17 protein-coding genes are annotated in these 19,806 nt (G+C 39.4%); 16 read left to right on the forward strand and 1 reads right to left on the reverse strand.

Features of this window, described 5'->3' with window-relative positions; genetic code table 11:
- The first annotated feature begins 52 nt into the window (after positions 1-52).
- The 9 genes from ACVBAX_RS06070 (at position 53) to ACVBAX_RS06110 (ending at position 11,433) form a co-directional block, all read left to right on the forward strand.
- A complete protein-coding gene (locus ACVBAX_RS06070) occupies positions 53-1,783 on the forward strand; it encodes a 2-oxoacid:acceptor oxidoreductase subunit alpha (RefSeq protein ID WP_447116247.1) in 1,731 nt (576 codons plus the stop codon).
- Positions 1,784-1,786: 3 nt separating this feature from the next.
- Positions 1,787-2,653, forward strand: a complete 867-nt coding sequence (locus tag ACVBAX_RS06075; protein WP_430773973.1) for a 2-oxoacid:ferredoxin oxidoreductase subunit beta — start codon at positions 1,787-1,789, stop codon at positions 2,651-2,653.
- A 297-nt stretch (positions 2,654-2,950) separates the two neighbouring features.
- Positions 2,951-4,498 (forward strand): tRNA (N6-isopentenyl adenosine(37)-C2)-methylthiotransferase MiaB, encoded by a 1,548-nt coding sequence (gene miaB / locus ACVBAX_RS06080; RefSeq protein WP_447116248.1) that lies wholly within the window; start codon positions 2,951-2,953, stop codon positions 4,496-4,498.
- Entirely contained in the window at positions 4,499-4,933 is a 435-nt protein-coding gene (locus ACVBAX_RS06085; RefSeq protein ID WP_430773975.1) for a RicAFT regulatory complex protein RicA family protein, read from the forward strand.
- Between the two features lie 225 nt (positions 4,934-5,158).
- Positions 5,159-5,698, forward strand: a complete 540-nt coding sequence (locus ACVBAX_RS06090) for an outer spore coat protein CotE (protein WP_119707616.1) — start codon at positions 5,159-5,161, stop codon at positions 5,696-5,698.
- Between the two features lie 137 nt (positions 5,699-5,835).
- Positions 5,836-8,430: a DNA mismatch repair protein MutS gene (mutS, locus tag ACVBAX_RS06095; RefSeq protein ID WP_447116249.1), complete on the forward strand. Its 2,595-nt coding sequence runs from the start codon at positions 5,836-5,838 to the stop codon at positions 8,428-8,430.
- Between the two features lie 21 nt (positions 8,431-8,451).
- The gene (gene mutL / locus ACVBAX_RS06100; RefSeq protein ID WP_447116250.1) at positions 8,452-10,308 is read left to right on the forward strand and encodes a DNA mismatch repair endonuclease MutL; all 1,857 of its coding nucleotides are present in this window, start codon (positions 8,452-8,454) and stop codon (positions 10,306-10,308) included.
- 150 nt (positions 10,309-10,458) lie between these two features.
- Positions 10,459-10,905, forward strand: coding sequence for a hypothetical protein (locus ACVBAX_RS06105; protein ID WP_447116251.1), 447 nt, complete (start codon positions 10,459-10,461; stop codon positions 10,903-10,905).
- 114 nt (positions 10,906-11,019) lie between these two features.
- Positions 11,020-11,433, forward strand: a complete 414-nt coding sequence (locus ACVBAX_RS06110) for a hypothetical protein (RefSeq protein ID WP_447116252.1) — start codon at positions 11,020-11,022, stop codon at positions 11,431-11,433.
- A 61-nt stretch (positions 11,434-11,494) separates the two neighbouring features.
- On the opposite strand, the gene mreBH is transcribed toward ACVBAX_RS06110, so the two are convergent.
- On the reverse strand, positions 11,495-12,502 hold the full coding sequence (gene mreBH / locus ACVBAX_RS06115; RefSeq protein ID WP_447116253.1) for a rod-share determining protein MreBH: 1,008 nt from the start codon (positions 12,500-12,502) through the stop codon (positions 11,495-11,497).
- A gap of 259 nt (positions 12,503-12,761) precedes the next feature.
- Here mreBH and miaA point away from each other — a divergent pair, with 259 nt between their 5' ends.
- From miaA to glnA, 7 genes are all read left to right on the forward strand, one after another.
- Positions 12,762-13,733 carry a tRNA (adenosine(37)-N6)-dimethylallyltransferase MiaA gene (gene miaA, locus ACVBAX_RS06120; RefSeq protein WP_447116254.1) on the forward strand — a complete coding sequence of 324 codons (972 nt, stop codon included), beginning with the start codon at positions 12,762-12,764 and terminating at the stop codon, positions 13,731-13,733.
- 22 nt (positions 13,734-13,755) lie between these two features.
- A complete protein-coding gene (gene hfq / locus ACVBAX_RS06125; RefSeq protein WP_430773982.1) occupies positions 13,756-13,995 on the forward strand; it encodes an RNA chaperone Hfq in 240 nt (79 codons plus the stop codon).
- Between the two features lie 206 nt (positions 13,996-14,201).
- The gene (gene spoVK / locus ACVBAX_RS06130; protein WP_447116255.1) at positions 14,202-15,143 is read left to right on the forward strand and encodes a stage V sporulation protein K; all 942 of its coding nucleotides are present in this window, start codon (positions 14,202-14,204) and stop codon (positions 15,141-15,143) included.
- A 102-nt stretch (positions 15,144-15,245) separates the two neighbouring features.
- Positions 15,246-16,502 (forward strand): GTPase HflX, encoded by a 1,257-nt coding sequence (hflX, locus tag ACVBAX_RS06135; protein ID WP_447116256.1) that lies wholly within the window; start codon positions 15,246-15,248, stop codon positions 16,500-16,502.
- A gap of 13 nt (positions 16,503-16,515) precedes the next feature.
- Positions 16,516-17,787 (forward strand): methionine gamma-lyase family protein, encoded by a 1,272-nt coding sequence (locus ACVBAX_RS06140; RefSeq protein ID WP_447116257.1) that lies wholly within the window; start codon positions 16,516-16,518, stop codon positions 17,785-17,787.
- Between the two features lie 138 nt (positions 17,788-17,925).
- A complete protein-coding gene (locus ACVBAX_RS06145; RefSeq protein WP_251515549.1) occupies positions 17,926-18,333 on the forward strand; it encodes a MerR family transcriptional regulator in 408 nt (135 codons plus the stop codon).
- Positions 18,334-18,368: 35 nt separating this feature from the next.
- The gene (gene glnA, locus ACVBAX_RS06150) at positions 18,369-19,703 is read left to right on the forward strand and encodes a type I glutamate--ammonia ligase (protein ID WP_119707627.1); all 1,335 of its coding nucleotides are present in this window, start codon (positions 18,369-18,371) and stop codon (positions 19,701-19,703) included.
- Positions 19,704-19,806 lie beyond the last annotated feature (103 nt).

Genomic DNA, 19,806 nt, shown 5'->3' on the forward strand with positions numbered 1-19,806 from the left:
GTAAAGTAAACGTTTTTACATATTTCTTAACGTATCCAAAGGGGTGTAAGACATGATCAATCAACTTTCTTGGAAAGTTGGCGGGCAGCAAGGGGAAGGGATTGAAAGTACTGGGGAAATTTTCTCTATTGCTTTGAATCGATTAGGTTACTATTTATATGGGTACCGCCACTTTTCATCTCGTATTAAAGGTGGACACACTAATAACAAAATCCGTGTAAGTACGTCACAGGTTCGCTCTATTTCAGACGACTTAGACATCTTAGTGGCATTTGATCAGGAAACGCTTGACTTAAATTACAAAGAACTTCATGACAATGGTGTGATGATAGCAGATGCAAAGTTTAATCCTGTGAAACCAACGGATACAAATGCAACTTTGTATGCGGTTCCATTTACAGATATTGCAACTGAATTAGGCACATCATTAATGAAAAACATGGTGGCTGTTGGGGCTACTTGTGCAGTACTAGATTTAGATATTAACGTTTTTGAATCTGTAGTTCAAGAGATTTTTGGACGTAAAGGACAGTCCGTGGTTGATAAGAACATGGAAGCGATTCAAGCTGGTTATACAGCAATGAAGGAACAAATTCAAGACGCCGCTATGATGCAATTAGCAAAAGCGGATGGGCAACAACGTTTGTTCATGATTGGTAACGATGCGATTGCACTAGGTGCATTAGCAGGCGGATGTCGCTTTATGGCAGCATATCCAATTACTCCTGCTTCTGAAATCATGGAGTATTTAATTAAAAAATTACCTGCACTTGGTGGAACAGTTATCCAAACAGAAGATGAAATTGCGGCGTGTACTATGGCAATAGGTGCAAACTATGCAGGTGTTCGTGCGATTACTGCTTCAGCTGGTCCGGGATTATCATTGAAGATGGAAGCGATTGGTCTTTCTGGTATTACTGAAACACCAATTGTAATTGTTGATACACAGCGTGGAGGTCCATCTACGGGTCTACCAACAAAGCAAGAACAATCCGATTTAATGGCCATGATCTATGGTACGCATGGAGAAATTCCAAAGATCGTAATGGCCCCAAGTACTGTACAAGAAGCGTTCTACGATACAGCTGAGGCATTTAACCTTGCTGAAGAATACCAAGTGCCTGTTATCGTCTTATCTGACCTTCAACTTTCTTTAGGAAAGCAAACAGTTGAGCCTTTAGACTTTAGTAAGGTAGAAATTCGACGCGGAAAACTTGTTACTGAACTTCCAGAATCAGATTCTAAAGATTATTTTAAGCGTTACGAAGTGACTGAAGATGGTATTTCTCCTCGTGTTATTCCTGGGGTAAAGGGTGGAATTCACCACGTAACAGGTGTAGAACATGATGAAACAGGTAAACCGTCAGAATCAGCATTAAACCGTAATACACAAATGGATAAGCGTTTCCGTAAAGTTGAGAACATCAAATTTAATACGCCAATTCACGTTCAAGCTCCACATGAGGATGCGGATGTACTAGTTGTTGGTTTTAACTCAACTAGAGGAGCGATTGAAGAAGCTATGACACGCCTTGAGAAGGATGGAGTGAAAGTGAATCATGCGCATGTACGTTTGATTCATCCGTTCCCTACTGACGAAATGCTTCCACTAGTCAAAGCAGCTAAAAAGGTTGTAGTTGTTGAAAACAATGCAACTGGACAGTTAGCAAACATTCTGAAGATGAATGTAGGACATGCTGAGAAAGTAGTAAAGCATTTAAAGTATGATGGAAATCCATTCCTACCACATGAAATCCATTCAAAAATCAAGGAGTTGTTCTAAATTATGGCGACGTTTAAAGATTTTCGAAACAACGTGAAGCCTAACTGGTGTCCAGGCTGCGGCGATTTCTCTGTTCAAGCGGCAATTCAACGTGCTGCTGCGAATGTAGGGTTAGAGCCAGATAACTTAGCGGTTATTTCTGGTATCGGTTGCTCTGGACGTATTTCAGGATATATAAACTCTTACGGATTCCATTCCATTCACGGTCGTTCTTTACCGATTGCCCAAGGGGTAAAAATGGCGAATCGTGATTTGACGGTTATTGCATCTGGGGGAGACGGAGATGGTTTCGCGATTGGTATGGGTCATACGATTCACTCTATCCGCCGAAACATCGATATCACATACATCGTAATGGATAACCAAATTTACGGTTTAACAAAGGGTCAAACATCGCCAAGATCGGCAGCAGGCTTTAAAACGAAGTCTACGCCACAAGGATCCATTGAACAGCCGATTTCTCCAATGGAAATGGCATTAACTGCTGGTGCAACATTCGTGGCACAAAGCTTTTCTACAGACTTAAAAGATTTAACGGCGCTTATTGAAGCTGGTATTAAGCATAAAGGTTTCTCTTTAATTAACGTGTTTAGTCCATGTGTGACTTACAATAAAATCAACACATACGACTGGTTTAAGGAAAACCTAACAAAGCTAGCTGATGTGGAAGGTTATGATTCATCTAACCGTGAAATGGCGATGCAAACTCTAATGAAGAATAATGGATTAGTAACAGGCTTGATTTATCAAGATACAGAGCGTAAATCTTACCAGGAACTAATTAACGGTTACTCCGAAACACCGTTATCTCAGCATGATCTTCAATTAGATGAGGCTCATTTTAATAAATTAGTTTCCGAGTTTATGTAAGCTGGAATGAACAAGAAACCCCGAGAACATCTCGGGGTTTCTCTATGCGGTATAATTCTAGTGATTTGTGATAACAATCACTTTCAATGTACGTGATCAGGGGTAAAATTATTTGTTGTAATGAATGAAACCGCTAACGATTGGTTAAGTTTTTTATATTGTGTTCAGATCTTCCACCCTTTATACTTAACTAATGTGATTCATTCTACTATCAACGAACTAACTATATAAAAATAATATTTTCGTTTGGTTGTATTTTTAAAATGTTTGATTATTGCAGTGAAAGGAGAAACATTTATGAACGAAAAACAACGATTAGAAAGCCAACAAGCAGTGCAGGAAGGTAATTCTTCGGACAAAAAATCCGATAAGGATTACAGTAAGTATTTTGAGACAGTATACACTCCACCATCGCTAAAAGACGCGAAAAAACGTGGAAAAGAAGAAGTAAAGTATCATAAGGATTTCTCACTTCCTGAAGAATTTAAAGGCATGGGACAAGGTCGTAAGTTTTATATTCGTACGTACGGCTGTCAAATGAATGAGCATGATACAGAAGTAATGGCTGGTATTTTCATGGGGCTAGGCTATGAGCTAACAGACTCTGTTGATGATGCAAATGTAATTTTATTAAATACTTGTGCGATCCGTGAGAATGCAGAAAACAAAGTGTTTGGTGAGCTTGGTCATCTTAAACATTTAAAGCAGCAAAATCCAGATGTATTAATTGGAGTTTGTGGCTGTATGTCTCAAGAGGAATCGGTTGTTAATAAAATCTTAAAAACATACCACCAAGTGGATATGATCTTTGGAACGCATAATATTCACCGATTACCAAATATCCTACACGAGGCATACATGTCTAAGGAAATGGTTGTGGAAGTATGGTCTAAAGAAGGGGATGTTATTGAGAACCTTCCGAAGATCCGCCGTGGAAATATTAAAGCATGGGTAAACATTATGTACGGCTGCGATAAGTTCTGTACGTATTGTATCGTTCCATTTACTCGCGGAAAAGAGCGTAGCCGTCGTCCTGACGATATCATTCAAGAAGTTCGCCAACTAGCAGCGCAAGGATATCAGGAAATTACCCTTCTAGGACAAAACGTAAATGCTTATGGAAAAGATTTTGAAGACATGAAGTATGGTTTAGGTGACTTAATGGATGAGATACGTAAGATTGATATTTCGCGTATCCGTTTTACAACGAGTCACCCGCGTGATTTTGACGATCACTTAATTGAGGTACTTGCTAAGGGTGGAAATTTAGTTGAGCATATTCACCTTCCAGTTCAGTCTGGTTCTACAGAAGTACTAAAAATCATGGCTCGTAAGTATACAAGAGAACAATACCTAGAGCTTGTTCGCAAAATTAAGGCAGCTATTCCTAATGCGTCTTTCACTACAGATATCATTGTAGGATATCCCAATGAAACAGAAGAACAATTCGAAGAAACGCTTTCTTTATACCGTGAAGTTGGATACGAATCTGCTTATACATTCATCTACTCTCCACGTGAAGGAACGCCAGCGGCAAAAATGCAAGATAACGTCCCAATGGAAGTAAAGAAGGAACGTTTACAGAGATTAAACGCATTGGTAAATGAAATGTCTGCAGAAGCGATGAAGAAGTATCAAGGGGAAGTCGTGGAAGTATTAGTTGAAGGTGAAAGTAAAAACAACCCGGATGTACTTGCTGGATACACTCGCAAAAGCAAGCTAGTAAACTTTGTGGGGCCAAAAACAGCAATTGGTAAGCTTGTTAAAGTGAAAATTACAGAAGCAAAAACATGGTCATTAAACGGGGAAATGGTGGAAGAAACTCAAAGTGTAGAGGTGAAATAAATGGCAAAGTACACAAAAGATGATATTATTGCACGTGCAAAAGAACTAGCAACCATGATCGCGAGCACAGAAGAAGTAGATTTTTTCAAGAAAGCGGAAGCGCAAATTCATAGCAATGAAAAAGTAAGCTCTCTTATTTCGCAAATTAAAGGGTTGCAAAAGCAAGCCGTTAATTTACAGCACTATGGAAAAGCAGAAGCTCTTAAGAAAACAGAAGATAAGATTGCTTCTATTGAAGAAGAATTGGATTCGATCCCTGTCGTCCAGGAATTTAAGCAATCACAAGTAGACGTAAATGAACTACTGCAATTAGTGGCTAATACCATCTCCAACAAAGTAACAGATGACGTTATCTTATCAACGGGCGGAAATGTCCTAAGTGGAGAAACAGGTGCAGAAGTTAACAAAAAGAATCAGAGCTGTTCACATCACTAAGGTGTGAAAATGGGAAGACCTTCGTTGGATGACGAGGGTCTTTTTGTATCCCTTAAAATCATCCCCCTCTCCCATATAATTTCTCACCTTTTCTAGGTATTCGCATAGAATGCACTATATCCGCCACCGAATGCCGAAGGAAATACAAACATGAAAAATATTATCACACTAGTCTAATGTCCCGCATAGGATGAAGTGAAAATGAATGAGGAGGGTTCGCTCGCAATGGCAGATTACAGAGAGATTATTACAAAAGCGGTCGTAGCGAAAGGACGTAAGTTTACACAGTCTAACGATACGATTCGCCCGGATCACCAACCGACTAGCATCCTTGGTTGCTGGATTATCAATCATACGTACGAAGCTAAAAAGGTTGGAAAAAAAGTCGAGATTCACGGCTACTATGACATTAACGTTTGGTACTCCTTTAATGATAATACAAGAACTGAAGTAGTAACTGCACGAGTTGACTATTGTGACGTCATTAAGTTAAAGTACCGCGATCCAGATTGCCATGATGACAACGATGTTATTGCTCGTGTCGTTCAGCAACCAAACTGCATAGAAGCTGTTATCTCACCGAACGGTAATGCAATTATCGTTCATGTAGAAAGAGAGTTTCTTGTAGAAGTAATTGGGGAAACAGTGGTTTGTGTAGCAGTTTACGATAATTGTGACTGCGACGACGACTGGGGATTAGATGTTGAAGACGAAGAATTTGAAGATTTGAATCCAGATTTCCTAATCTGTGACGAAGAAGAGTAATGGCGAACTAGGAAGGTTTCACTTCCTAGTTTTTCTTTGTGGCTTATATTTACAGCATCCAAAAAAACTTTCTCTTCATTCTTTATGTTATAATAATGATCAAAGTGAAAGAAAGAATTAGGGTTTTGGAGGATTGTATGGCTACATATACGCCGATGATACAGCAATATTTAAAGGTAAAGGCAGAGTATCAGGATGCCTTTTTATTTTTTCGTCTTGGGGATTTTTACGAGATGTTTTTTGATGATGCCGTGAAGGCTTCGCAAGTATTAGAAATTACACTAACTAGCAGAGATGGTGGTTCAGAAGACCGCATCCCTATGTGTGGAGTTCCTTACCATGCTGCTCCTCAATATATTGAACAGTTAATTGAAAAAGGCTTTAAAGTCGCTATTTGTGAACAAACGGAAGATCCGAAGCAGGCAAAAGGTGTAGTTCGTAGAGAGGTAGTTCAGTTAATCACACCTGGAACGATGATGGAAGGAAGAGGACTAAATGAAAGAGAAAACAATTATTTAGCGTCCATCTCTAAGTTCTCTGATCAACAGTTTGGATTTGCCGTAAGTGATCTGACTACAGGAGAATCTCAAGTAACGATCACAAAGAGCATGGATGAGGTTCTAAATGAACTTGCTACTTCTGGTGCTCGTGAGGTGGTCATTTCTGCTTTTCAATCGGACGAGCTGCAGAAAAAAATTCGTGAGCGAGGACAAGTGACTATGTCAACGGAAGAAGATATTCAGAGTTATTCTTCGTTCGAAGCACTTTTGTCACACTTAACGAATGATGAACTCAAGCAGACAGCCGCTAGATTATTTAATTACTTATATCGAACACAAAAAAGATCGCTTGATCATCTGCAGGCTGTTCGGTTTTATACAGTAGATCAATATATGAAAATAGATTATTACTCAAAACGTAATCTCGAGTTAACAGAAACGATTCGCTCGAAAGGCAAAAAAGGCTCTCTTCTATGGCTACTGGATGAAACAAAAACGGCGATGGGAAGCAGAATGCTCAAGTCATGGGTCGATCGTCCACTTATCAATCAGGAACATATCGAGCTTCGCCATTCCGTTGTTGATACGCTCTTTAGCTATTACTTTGAACGCCAAGAAATCCGTGAAAAACTAACGGAAGTGTATGATCTAGAGCGTTTGGCAGGACGGATTGCTTTTGGTAATGTAAATGCGAGAGATTTAATTCAGTTAAAAAAATCACTCTTACAAATCCCGTTATTAAAAAGTATGGTGGAGAATTTACCAAATGGAGCAACAAAACGTTTAGCAGACAAGCTTGAACCATGCGAAGAAATAACCGATTTATTAGAAAGAGCGATTGTTGAGAATCCACCGCTTTCGATTAAAGAGGGAAATATTATTTCCGACGGGTACAACGAAGAACTTGATCGTTACCGTTATGCGAGTCGTAATGGAAAGCAGTGGATTGCCGAGCTTGAAAAAGAAGAGCGTGAAAAAACGGGAATCAAATCGCTTAAAATCGGATATAACCGTGTGTTTGGTTATTATATTGAAGTAACCCGTGCAAATCTTTCCTTATTAAAAGAAGGTCAGTACGAAAGGAAGCAGACACTCGCAAATGCTGAACGCTTTATTACTCCGGATTTAAAAGAAAAAGAGACATTGATTTTAGAAGCGGAAGAAAAAAGTACAGAGCTTGAGTATGAGTTGTTTACAACCATTCGAGAGTACGTAAAGGAATATATTCCACATATTCAAAGATTGGCTAAAGTGGTAAGTGAGCTAGACGTTTTACAATGCTTTGCAGAAATTAGTGAAGCGCGTCATTACAAAAAGCCAAGTTTTACTACTGACAGACAATTAGTGATTAAAAATGGTCGTCATCCGGTCGTTGAAAAGGTTATGAATGCTCAGGAATATGTACCAAACGACTGCCATATGGGGGGAGAGCGAGAGGTTTTATTAATTACGGGACCCAATATGTCAGGGAAAAGTACGTACATGAGGCAAATTGCGCTAACTTCAATTCTTGCTCAGATTGGCTGTTATGTTCCTGCTGATGAGGCAAAACTTCCAATCTTTGATCAAGTGTTTACGAGAATTGGTGCAGCAGATGATTTAATTTCTGGACAAAGTACGTTTATGGTGGAAATGCTTGAAGCAAAAAACGCCATCGTGAATGCCACCAAAAATAGTTTAATTCTATTTGATGAAATCGGCCGAGGAACCTCGACCTACGACGGAATGGCGTTAGCGCAGTCAATCATTGAGTATATTCATGAACGGATTGAGGCGAAAACATTATTCTCGACTCATTACCATGAATTAACCGTTCTTGAAGAGCAGCTAACGATGTTAAAGAACGTCCACGTAAGCGCGATTGAGCAAAATGGAAAAGTGGTGTTCCTTCATAAAATCAAAGAGGGAGCAGCAGATAAGAGTTATGGAATTCATGTGGCAGAGCTAGCGGAGCTTCCAATGGAACTGATTGCTCGTGCGAATGAAATTTTAAAAGCACTAGAGTCAGGTGATCACACAACTGCCAAAGAAACACAGAAAGTAGTGCCGAATAAGGTGTCTGAAGATGCTCAACTGTCATTTTTTGATGAACCAAAGGTTGAAGCGAAAGCAAACCTATCTACGAAAGAAAAGAAGACACTTGAGTCTTTAAAATCGCTAAATATATTAGAAATGACCCCTATGCAGGCTTTTAATATTCTATTTGATCTTCATAAGCAGGCAAAGAGCTAAACATCTCAGGGAGGTGAGACGATGGGGAAAATCATTCAATTAGATGATAGACTATCGAATAAAATTGCTGCCGGAGAAGTGGTTGAACGACCGGCATCCGTTGTAAAAGAACTTGTTGAAAATGCAATTGATGCAGGTAGTACGGTGATTGAAGTAGAGGTTGAGGAAGCGGGATTAGGTAAAATCCGAATACTCGACAACGGTGACGGTATTTCGGAGGAAGATGTACTAATGGCATTTCAGCGTCACGCCACTAGTAAAATAAAAAACGATGATGATTTGTTTCGAATTAGAACACTTGGGTTTCGAGGAGAAGCGTTGCCCAGTATCGCTTCGGTAAGTCGTTTTGAAATGAAAACATCAACGGGTGAGGTTGGTTCAAGAGTCGTGTTTGAGGGTGGAGTGTTGCAGGTTCATGAAGCAGCGGCTGCCAGAAAAGGAACCGACATTGTTGTTACAGATCTATTCTTCAACACGCCGGCCCGTTTAAAATATTTGAAGACTGTTCACACAGAGCTAGGGAATATTACGGATATTATGAACCGTCTTGCACTAAGTCATCCTGAAGTTTCGTTTCGTCTGATTCATAATGATCGAAAGCTCCTTCACACCACAGGAAACGGTGATGTACGTCAAGTGTTAGCGGCCATTTATGGAGTAAACATCGTGAAGAAAATGGTTCCTATATCAGCTACTTCACTAGATTATAAGGTAAATGGTTGGATTGCTCTTCCTGAGATTACGAGAGCGTCTAGGAACTATATTTCTACCATGATTAATGGGCGATTTATAAAAAACTATCCTCTCGTAAAAGCGGTGCAGGAAGGTTATCATACGTTATTACCAATAGGCCGTTATCCGATTGTCTTATTGTCAGTCGAAATGGATCCTATTTTAGTAGATGTAAATGTGCATCCGTCTAAGATGGAGGTACGTTTAAGTAAGGAGCAAGAATTAAACCAGCTAGTTACAGATGCGATTAAAAAAGTATTTAAAAGCCAAGAGCTGATTCCATCAGGATTTATTCAACCGGAGAAAAAAGAAAAGCCACAATCTGAACAAACCTTTTTCGAGCTGGATCATGTGGTAGAAAAAGAGATTCCTGTTGAAAGAAGGGTTTTTACAGAGTCCATTTTTAGAGAACCTTTTACAACGGAAAAAGAAGAAGTGATTCAGAGACCTGTTTCCATGGTAAAAGAAGCACCCCTTACTCCTGTTAAGATGGAAACAGTTGGTGAGCTTGAGATTGAAGAGGAAATCGTAGTTGAAAGGGATCATCTACAAGTATCCAAAATGAGAATTCCTCCGTTTTATCCAATCGGCCAAATGCATGGAACGTATATTCTTGCTCAAAATGAAAAAGGGCTTTATATAATTGATCAGCATGCGGCACAGGAAAGAATCAAATATGAGTATTTCCGTGAAAAGGTGGGAGATGTTCAAAGTGAGCTTCAAGAGTTACTCGTTCCGATTACACTAGAGTATTCAACTGATGAAGCGCTAAAAATTTTGGAACATCAACACGAGTTAGAAAGGGTAGGTGTGTTCTTAGAGTCATTTGGTCATAACAGCTTTATACTTCGCTCACATCCACAGTGGCTCCCAAAAGGGGAAGAGAAAGAGCTTATGGAAGAAATGATTGAGCAGTTACTACACATGAAAAAGGTAGATATTCATAAATTACGTGAAGAAGCGGCTATCATGATGAGCTGTAAGGCCTCCATAAAAGCAAATCATCATTTGCGGCAGGATGAAATCCAGGCGCTGTTAGATGAGCTGAGGTCTACTTCAGATCCGTTTACCTGTCCACATGGTAGACCAATTATTATTCATTATTCTACCTATGAAATGGAAAAAATGTTTAAACGTGTAATGTAAGAACTGGGTTCAATAGAATCCAGTTTTTTCTTTTTTTTGGTTTCGGAGTAATTTTACACAAAAAGGGAAAAAATAAGAAAAGTGTCGAACAAATTGTATAGCTTGCGCATCGATTATCCTATATATTGAAGGTAGAAAGGGGGAGGATGAATGTTTGTTTTTGGATTGCTAACGACTATTCTTCCAGCTGTCATCGTTATTTTTGCCATTACTTATATTGCGAAAAACAAAAACAAGGAGGAGGAAGAAACCATGATACGGCACTTATACACATATTTAGTTTTATTTGCAACCTTAATGATGGTCATCGGTGGAGGAATTTCCATATTTATGGCTACTGCTGACTTAGTGAGCCCGGCAGGATATTACCAAAGTTTTTCTGACTACGAGATGATGCGAGAGAGCGAGAAGGTAGGAGGAAACACTCAAATTAGCGAGGAAGAGCTGCGCGCAGATTATGAACAAGTGGTGGAAGATGAAAAATCGAGAATTAGAGAAAATGCTAAAAACCAAATAATTAAAAGCTTAGGCTTTATTGTCATTCCTCTTCCGATATTTATATATTTTAACAGAATGAGAAAAAAGCATATTGAGTAGAGCCCTGTTCTTAGGGGCTTTTTTTATGCCTATTTATCCGTGATATATACCCGTTTTTGGGATAAGTACATATAGTATCATGTATACAATTTAGAAGAAAAAGGGGAATGCCAATTGAAACGAGAAATGAGAAGACCTTTCCCTTTCGGTATGGGGAATGTTAATGGATATCCAAACTACAATCCGTTTTCCCAATTTGATAGTTTTGGATATCCTGATGCAAAATACTATGGATTTGAAGACCAAGTGCCGAGCAAGGTAGGTATAGGTGGCGCCAATTATAGTCCATTTATTGGATATGGAGCACCAAACTTCGGTCATTCAGGTTATGGATATCCTTCTCCCTACGGAGGACCTGGATTTACTACTGGGTTTGGAGGCGGATACGGCTTAGGTTATGGTGGTGGTCCTGGCCCTGGAGTGGGATATGGTGGAGGGATTAGTCCGCTCGGTGCTGGTTTATTAGGATTTGGTGCGGGGTTGCTCGGTGGAGCTCTCTTTGATAATAAAGGTCGATGGTACTATTAAAATCGGAAAAAGTCCCAACGGTACAAACAACCGTGGGACTTTTTCGAAGCTTATGTGAAAGTTACCTTGCCACAGAAGGTAATTTATGAAGATAATCAAGTGCCCTACCCGTACCAATGGCTACTGATTCTAACGGTTCGTTAGCTAAATGTACAGGAACGAAGATTTGCTCGCTTAGCCACTGCTCCATGCCTTTTAATAGAGAGCCTCCACCTGTTAAAATGACTCCGCGGTCTACAATATCACCACTTAATTCGGCTGGGCTGTCTTCTAACGTAGCACGAACAGCTTCTAGTATATGAAGAAGTGATTCTTTGATAGCATCACGAACTTCGTAGGAATGTAGTTCGATAGTTTTTGGTAACCCAGTTAGCAGGTCTCTTCCACGAACTTCTAGCACTTCTTTTTCATGGTCCACAAGAGCATAACCGATTTCCATCTTAATTTGCTCTGCAGTGCGCTCTCCAATCAGAACATTGTACTCTTTTCTTACATACTGAATAATATCATCATCCAAATGATCGCCGCCAATGCGAATAGAGTGGCAGGCAACGACGCCTCCGAATGATATAATCGCTACTTCAGTAGAACCTCCGCCAATATCTACTACCACATTGGCTACAGGTTCGTCCACAGGAAGTCCAGCTCCAATTGCAGCGGCCACTGGTTCTTCAATAAGAAAGACTTTTTTGGCACCTGCGTTTTTTGCGGCATCCTGAATGGCCCTTTTATCCACACTGGTAGAGCCAGCTGGTGTACAAATGACCACATTAGGTTTTCGAATCGTCAACCCCATTCTGGTTGAAGCTTTTGTAATAATGTACTTTAATAATTCCGAAGTGATATCATAATCGGCAATAACTCCGTTTTTTAGAGGACGAATCGCTGTAATTTTACCAGGCGTCTTTCCGATCATTGCTTTTGCTTCTAGTCCCACCGCTACAACTTTATTCGTTGTAGTATCTAGTGCAACAACAGATGGCTCATTATAGACAATCCCTTTATTTTTGCTATATACAAGTACGTTTGCTGTACCTAGATCAATTCCAATCTCTAACGTTCCAAACATATCTATCCCACCAATTCATTTTAAGTCTCTTTACACTCTTCATATAAAGTAGCACGAATTTGGGGGTTCTCTGTCGATTGTTATCGAATCGTTATATAATTGTAATGTAAAAAGAAAGAAATGGAAGTGTATGACAAAGGTATAACGGCTAAAAATCTGGTTATAATGCATAGAGGCTTACCTGCTTCTGGTTTTATGTTAATGGTGTTCCATGTTATACTACAATGCATCTAAAGTAATTTGTAAAGGCAGTGTCAGCATGATACAGAAGAAGGAAAAAGTCGTAGTCTTAATTGGACCAACAGCCGTTGGGAAAACGAGGACGAGCATTGAGTTAGCGAAGAGATTGAATGGTGAAATCATTAGTGGTGACTCGATGCAAATATATAAAGAAATGGATATCGGAACAGCCAAGATTAAGCAAGAAGAAATGGAAGGAATTACTCACCATCTCATTGATATTAAGAATCCAGATGAGACGTTTTCAGTAGCTGAGTTTCAGGAGCTTGTACGCATGAAAATTACGGAAATCACCAATAGAGGAAAGCTACCAATGATAGTTGGTGGCACGGGGCTTTATATTCAATCAGCCATTTATGATTACCAATTTTCTGATGCTCCAAATAATGATGATCTGAGACAACAGCTAGAAGACCGAGTGAAGACAGATGGGGTGGAAGTTCTTCATAAAGAGTTGTCTCAAGTTGATCCGATAAGTGCGGATCGTATACATCCGAATAATGTTCGGCGCGTCATCCGTGCATTAGAAGTTTATTTGACAACTGGACAAACGTTAACGGAAATACAATCGGAGCAGGTGATTGAACCATTGTATGAAGTTTCTATCATTGGCTTAACAATGGAACGTGACCGCTTGTATGAACGTATTAATGCAAGAGTAGAAGAAATGATAACAGAAGGTCTAGAAAAAGAAGTGAAAAAGCTATATGACCGTGGGCTTATGCATACACAGGCTTTACAAGCTATTGGTTATAAGGAGTGGTTTCGTTATTTTTCAAACGAGCAATCGCTTGAAACAACGATTGAGCAATTAAAGCAGAACTCCCGTCGATACGCGAAACGACAGCTTACATGGTTCCGAAATAAAATGGATGTTACTTGGTTTGATATGACAGATGTGACAAATGAGGAACAGATTCAAAAAAAAATTACTGAAATTTCTACGTATATTGAAGGAAAGCTAAAAATAAAATCGAATACATATGAATAGAGATAAAAGAGGAGGATTTATTATGAAGCAAGCCATTAATATCCAGGATCAATTTTTAAATCAACTTCGTAAAGACAGTACAAGTGTAACAGTGTTTTTGTTGAATGGCTTCCAATTAAGAGGACAAATCAAAGGCTTTGACAACTTTACGGTTCTGTTTGAATCGGAAGGGAAGCAACAGCTTGTATATAAGCATGCCATTTCTACTTTTTCTCCACTGCGCAATGTACAAATTGATTTAGAAGGTCCACAGCAGCAATAATGGAACTTCATTCATGACCCGCTTTCTTCATGGAAGCGGGTCTTTGATTTCTAAAATGAATTTTTCTGAATACATATAGAGTAATCGCTTAAATAATGGGAAAAGCATGCGCTACTACCAGAAGGTGAATATAACTAAAAAAATAGGCTATTGTCACAATTCATGCACCAAGCGCGTATACTGTTTTATAATGTGAGGTGAAAGCTTTGGACCAACCAATTCGAATGAAAAACAATGGACAAATCAGCATTGTCTTAAATTCTCAAAAACGTAAACCCACTGTTGCCGAACCATATGTGGCTCCAAAGGCCATTCCCCCAGAGCATGCAGCATTAAAGGAGATAGAGGAAGAACTTGGTGCGCTTGTTGGAATGGAAGAAATGAAACGAATGATTAAGGAAATTTACGCATGGATATATGTAAACAAGAAAAGGGAAGAAGCTGGATTAAAAGCGGGAAAACAAGCGCTCCATATGATGTTTAAAGGAAATCCTGGAACAGGAAAAACTACTGTTGCTAGGTTGATTGGAAAGTTATTTTTACGTATGAATGTCCTTTCCAAAGGTCATCTAATTGAAGCGGAACGGGCCGATCTAGTCGGTGAATACATCGGACATACTGCCCAAAAAACAAGAGATCTCGTAAAGAAGGCACTCGGGGGGATTCTATTTGTTGATGAAGCCTATTCCCTTGGAAGAGGCGGGGAGAAGGACTTTGGTAAAGAAGCCATTGACACACTCGTCAAACATATGGAAGATAAACAACATGAATTCATCCTAATATTGGCTGGTTATTCGAGAGAAATGGATGATTTTCTCACGCTCAATCCAGGATTACATTCTCGGTTTCCTCTTGTCATTGATTTTCCAGATTACAGCATTGAGCAACTTATGGAAATAGGGCAGAGAATGCTGAAGGAAAAGGAATATACATTAAGCCATGAAGCAGAAAAAAAGCTTCGCGATCATCTCATTTGGGTGAAATCTGCGTTTAGCCCAGCTGGGTTTTCGAACGGGAGATACGTTAGAAACGTTCTTGAAAAATCGATTCGAGCTCAGGCGATGAGATTGTTAATGTTAAGTAACTTCGATCGGCATGATTTAATGACAATACGAAGCAATGATCTTATCTTTGAAGAAGATGAGTAAAATGGGGCAGGCTAACAGTAGCCTGCCTTGTTTGATTTGAAGTGAATTAGTATTAAAAACGAATATTTGGTATGATATAAAAAAGGACGATGAGGTGATTTCTTGGAGCAAAAGCATGAGTATGAAAAGGTGATTCTCGTAGGTTGTCAAACCGTAGAGGATGATGAAAGATTTCACTATTCTATGGAGGAGCTAGCTTCTTTAACGGAAACCGCAAAAGGCACTGTACAAGCAACATTATCTCAAAAAAGAGACAGAATCCATCCATCTACATACATAGGTAAAGGAAAAGTTGAAGAGTTGAGAGCATTAGAGGAGGAAACGGAAGCGAATATCATCATATTCAATGATGAGCTTTCGCCAAGTCAGGTACGAAATTTATCTAAAGACATCTCAGCAAGAATAATTGACCGAACTCAGTTAATTTTAGATATTTTTGCCCAACGTGCACGTTCTAAAGAAGGGAAGCTTCAAGTGGAATTGGCTCAGCTTCAATATCTTCTTCCGCGGTTGGGTGGGCAAGGTACGCAACTTTCACGACTTGGTGCAGGAATTGGGACGAGAGGTCCGGGGGAAACCCAGCTCGAGACCGATCGAAGACATATACGAAGACGAATTGACGATATTAAAGCACAACTCAAAGTGATCGTGCAGCATCGTGATCGATATCGTGAACGTCGGAAAAAGAATAAAGCCTTTCAAGTGGCGTTAGTCGGGTATACGAATGCAGGTAAATCGACATTATTCAATCGTTTAACAGAAGCGGATTCGTTTGAGGAAAATCAATTGTTTGCTACACTTGACCCGATGACGAGAAAAATGATTCTTCCAAGTGGATTTAGTACGTTACTAACAGATACGGTTGGATTTATTCAAGACCTTCCAACGACCTTGATTGCTGCCTTTCGATCAACATTAGAAGAAGTAAGAGAAGCTGATCTTCTTTTACACGTTGTTGATATGTCGAGTGCGGATTCATATCAGCATGAACAAACAGTACATAAGTTATTGGAGGATCTGGATATACAACAAATTCCTCAGTTAACCGTTTATAATAAGAGAGACTTGAAAAATCCTGACTTCGTTCCAACCGCTAAAACAGAAACACTGCAGATTTCAGCATTTAGCGAGGAAGATCGCTTTTTATTAAAGCAAAAAATAGAACAGGTGATTATTTCAGAAATGAAATTTTACCAAGTTGAGGTTCCTTCCACAGAAGGAAAACTGTTAGCCCAATTAAAAAATGACACCATTTTAAGGGAGTTAGCATTCGAGGAAGAAAAAGATATGTATCTGTGCAAAGGATATGTACTCAATGATCACCAAATATTAGGACAAATTAATCAATACAGTATTTAGTTAGGAGAACAACATGTATCAGCATTTCACATTTGGGGAAGCATTAAAGCCGATCGTTCGGCAGGTCGAAGAGCAAATTTTTACGAAGCATAAACAAATTGAAGAGACGGTGGAAGCGAATCAGTTTCGCGTTTTAGAAAGCTATCAGCGCCATCAAGTAAGTGATTCACACTTTATCCCTTCCACAGGATATGGATATGATGATATTGGTAGGGATACATTAGAGAAAATTTATGCCGATGTGTTAGGTGGAGAAGCAGGTCTAGTGCGTCCACAAATCATCTCCGGAACTCATGCAATTTCAATCGCTTTATTTGGTGTATTACGACCAGGAGATGAGCTGCTTTACATAACAGGAAAACCGTATGACACTTTGGAGGAAATTGTAGGGATTCGTGGGAATGGTGTAGGTTCCTTAAAGGAATTTGGAATATCTTATCAAACTGTAGATTTAAAAGAGGATGGACAGGTCAATTACGAACATGTAAAAACAATGATCAAGCCGAATACAAAAATGATCGGTATTCAACGTTCCAAAGGCTATGCAAACCGACCATCTTTTACCATCGATCAAATTGAAGACATGATTAAATTTGTTAAAAATATAAAAGAAGATGTTGTCGTATTTGTTGATAATTGTTATGGTGAGTTTGTAGAGTTATTAGAGCCTTGCCATGTTGGAGCTGACTTGATGGCAGGATCCTTAATTAAGAACCCAGGTGGTGGGCTTGCCAAAACTGGGGGTTATATCGTTGGAAAAGAAAAATATGTTGAAGCATGTTCCTATAGGATGACCTCACCGGGTATCGGAGCTGAAGCGGGTGCCTCTCTTTATAGCCTTCAAGAAATGTATCAAGGCTTCTTTTTGGCACCGCATGTGGTTGGACAAGCATTAAAGGGTGCTGTTTTTACCTCAGCTATGCTTGACAGATTAGGGATGAACACAAATCCAGCCTGGGATGCAGAACGGACAGATTTGATTCAATCGGTTCAATTTGATGACAAAGAGAAAATGATTGCCTTTTGCCAAGCCATTCAATTTGCTTCTCCTATTAATTCACATGTAACAGCATACCCAGCTTATATGCCTGGTTATGAAGATGATGTGATCATGGCTGCGGGAACATTTATACAAGGTGCAAGTATTGAATTAAGCGCCGATGGACCAATACGACCACCGTATGTTGCTTATATACAGGGAGGACTAACCTATTCACATGTGAAAATGGCCATACTGATCGCGTTAAACCGATTAGCTGAAAAACAACTAATTGATTTCAATTAAGTCGTAGATTTTATAGAGAGCTTTAATATTTCTCTTTTTCTACAAAAATTCCATGTTATATAAACTAACATTATGTTGACAGAAAAACTGACATTTCATATAATAAAAATATGAAAGAGAGAAATGGAGGGACAGCAAATGAGCGGAAGTGATATCCGTCGTTCCATGCCATTATTTCCAATTGGAATTGTGATGCAGCTTACAGAACTATCTGCAAGACAAATTCGATATTATGAAGAGCACCAATTGATCTCTCCGGCAAGAACTGAGGGAAACAGAAGAATGTTTTCTTTGAATGACATTGATCAGCTTTTAGAAATAAAAGATTTGATCGAGCAAGGTGTAAATCTTGCAGGAATTAAGCAAATTTTTTCTGTGAAAGAGCAACAGGTGCTATCAGAAGAAATAGTGAAGGAAGCAGAAAAAGCAAGACGTGATCTGTCCGATGATGAGTTACGTAAAATGTTGCGCTCAGAGCTTATGCATGCTGGCCGTTTTAATCGCTCGTCGTTGCGTCAAGGTGATATGTCACGCTTTTTCCATTAATAAAAAGAGATTTACTATTCAAGGGAGGAAACAAAATGGCTAAGTTTACAAGAGATGATATTACAAGAATGGCAGAAGAACAAAATGTTAAGTTTATTCGTCTGCAATTCACTGACATCTTAGGAACAATCAAAAACGTTGAGATTCCTATCAGTCAGCTTGAAAAAGCTTTAGACAACAAAATGATGTTTGACGGTTCTTCTATCGAAGGTTTCGTTCGTATCGAAGAGTCAGACATGTACTTATATCCAGACTTAGACACATGGGTAGTTTTCCCTTGGACAGCTGAAAAAGGTAAAGTGGCACGTTTAATCTGTGACATCTACAATCCAGATGGAACTCCATTCGCTGGTGACCCACGTAACAACTTAAGAAGAATTATTAAAGAAATGCAAGACTTAGGATTCTCAGATTTCAATCTTGGACCTGAGCCAGAATTCTTCTTATTCAAGCTTGACCAAGCTGGAGAGCCTACACTTGAATTAAACGACAACGGTGGATACTTTGACCTTGCTCCAACAGACCTTGGTGAAAACTGCCGTCGTGATATCGTGTTAGAGCTAGAAGAAATGGGCTTTGAAATTGAAGCGTCTCACCATGAGGTAGCTCCAGGACAACACGAAATCGACTTCAAATATGCTGATGCATTAAGTGCTTGTGACCAAATCCAAACGTTCAAGCTTGTTGTTAAAACAATTGCACGTAAGCACGGTCTACATGCTACATTCATGCCGAAGCCATTATTCGGAGTAAATGGTTCTGGAATGCACTGTAACGTTTCTTTATTCAAAGAAGGCAAGAATGCATTCTTCGATCCAACTGGAAACTTAGAACTAAGTGATACTGCTCGTCAGTTCATCGCTGGTATCATTAAGCATGCTCCAAACTTTACAGCTGTAACAAACCCAACTGTAAACTCTTATAAGCGTTTAGTACCTGGTTACGAAGCACCTTGCTATGTTGCATGGTCTGCTAGAAACCGTTCACCGCTAATCCGTATCCCTGCTTCTCGTGGAATTTCCACTCGTGTAGAAGTACGTAGCGTTGACCCAGCTGCTAACCCTTACTTAGCAATGGCTGTATTACTTGCTGCAGGACTTGACGGAGTGAAGAACTCTTTAACACCACCAGCTCCAGTTGACCGCAACATCTACGTTATGAACAAAGAAGAGCGTCAAGCTGTAGGTATCGAAGATCTACCAGCTACACTTGCTGCTGCTTTAGATAACTTAAAGTCAGACGAAACAATGGTTTATGCTCTTGGAGAGCATATCTTCGAACACTTCGTAGAAGCAAAAGAGATCGAGTGGGATATGTTCCGTACGCAAGTACATCCATGGGAAAGAGAACAATACATGTCAATGTATTAATCCGTTCATAGAAACCCTCAAACACTTTAATGTGTTTGAGGGTTTTTTGTATGTTGTTAATGGTGGAGGACGGTTATAAAACTAACTTGAAACGATTTAAGGC

The organism is Robertmurraya sp. GLU-23 (assembly GCF_052983275.1).

Bases quoted from the DNA above. Each gene is read 5' to 3' on its own strand.
- ACVBAX_RS06070 (WP_447116247.1), top strand. From the start codon at position 53: ATGATCAATCAACTTTCTTGGAAAGTTGGCGGGCAGCAAGGGGAAGGG.
- ACVBAX_RS06075 (WP_430773973.1), top strand. From the start codon at position 1,787: ATGGCGACGTTTAAAGATTTTCGAAACAACGTGAAGCCTAACTGGTGT.
- miaB (WP_447116248.1), top strand. From the start codon at position 2,951: ATGAACGAAAAACAACGATTAGAAAGCCAACAAGCAGTGCAGGAAGGT.
- ACVBAX_RS06085 (WP_430773975.1), top strand. From the start codon at position 4,499: ATGGCAAAGTACACAAAAGATGATATTATTGCACGTGCAAAAGAACTA.
- ACVBAX_RS06090 (WP_119707616.1), top strand. From the start codon at position 5,159: ATGGCAGATTACAGAGAGATTATTACAAAAGCGGTCGTAGCGAAAGGA.
- mutS (WP_447116249.1), top strand. From the start codon at position 5,836: ATGGCTACATATACGCCGATGATACAGCAATATTTAAAGGTAAAGGCA.
- mutL (WP_447116250.1), top strand. From the start codon at position 8,452: ATGGGGAAAATCATTCAATTAGATGATAGACTATCGAATAAAATTGCT.
- ACVBAX_RS06105 (WP_447116251.1), top strand. From the start codon at position 10,459: ATGTTTGTTTTTGGATTGCTAACGACTATTCTTCCAGCTGTCATCGTT.
- mreBH (WP_447116253.1), bottom strand. From the start codon at position 12,502: ATGTTTGGAACGTTAGAGATTGGAATTGATCTAGGTACAGCAAACGTA.
- miaA (WP_447116254.1), top strand. From the start codon at position 12,762: ATGATACAGAAGAAGGAAAAAGTCGTAGTCTTAATTGGACCAACAGCC.
- hfq (WP_430773982.1), top strand. From the start codon at position 13,756: ATGAAGCAAGCCATTAATATCCAGGATCAATTTTTAAATCAACTTCGT.
- ACVBAX_RS06140 (WP_447116257.1), top strand. From the start codon at position 16,516: ATGTATCAGCATTTCACATTTGGGGAAGCATTAAAGCCGATCGTTCGG.
- ACVBAX_RS06145 (WP_251515549.1), top strand. From the start codon at position 17,926: ATGAGCGGAAGTGATATCCGTCGTTCCATGCCATTATTTCCAATTGGA.
- glnA (WP_119707627.1), top strand. From the start codon at position 18,369: ATGGCTAAGTTTACAAGAGATGATATTACAAGAATGGCAGAAGAACAA.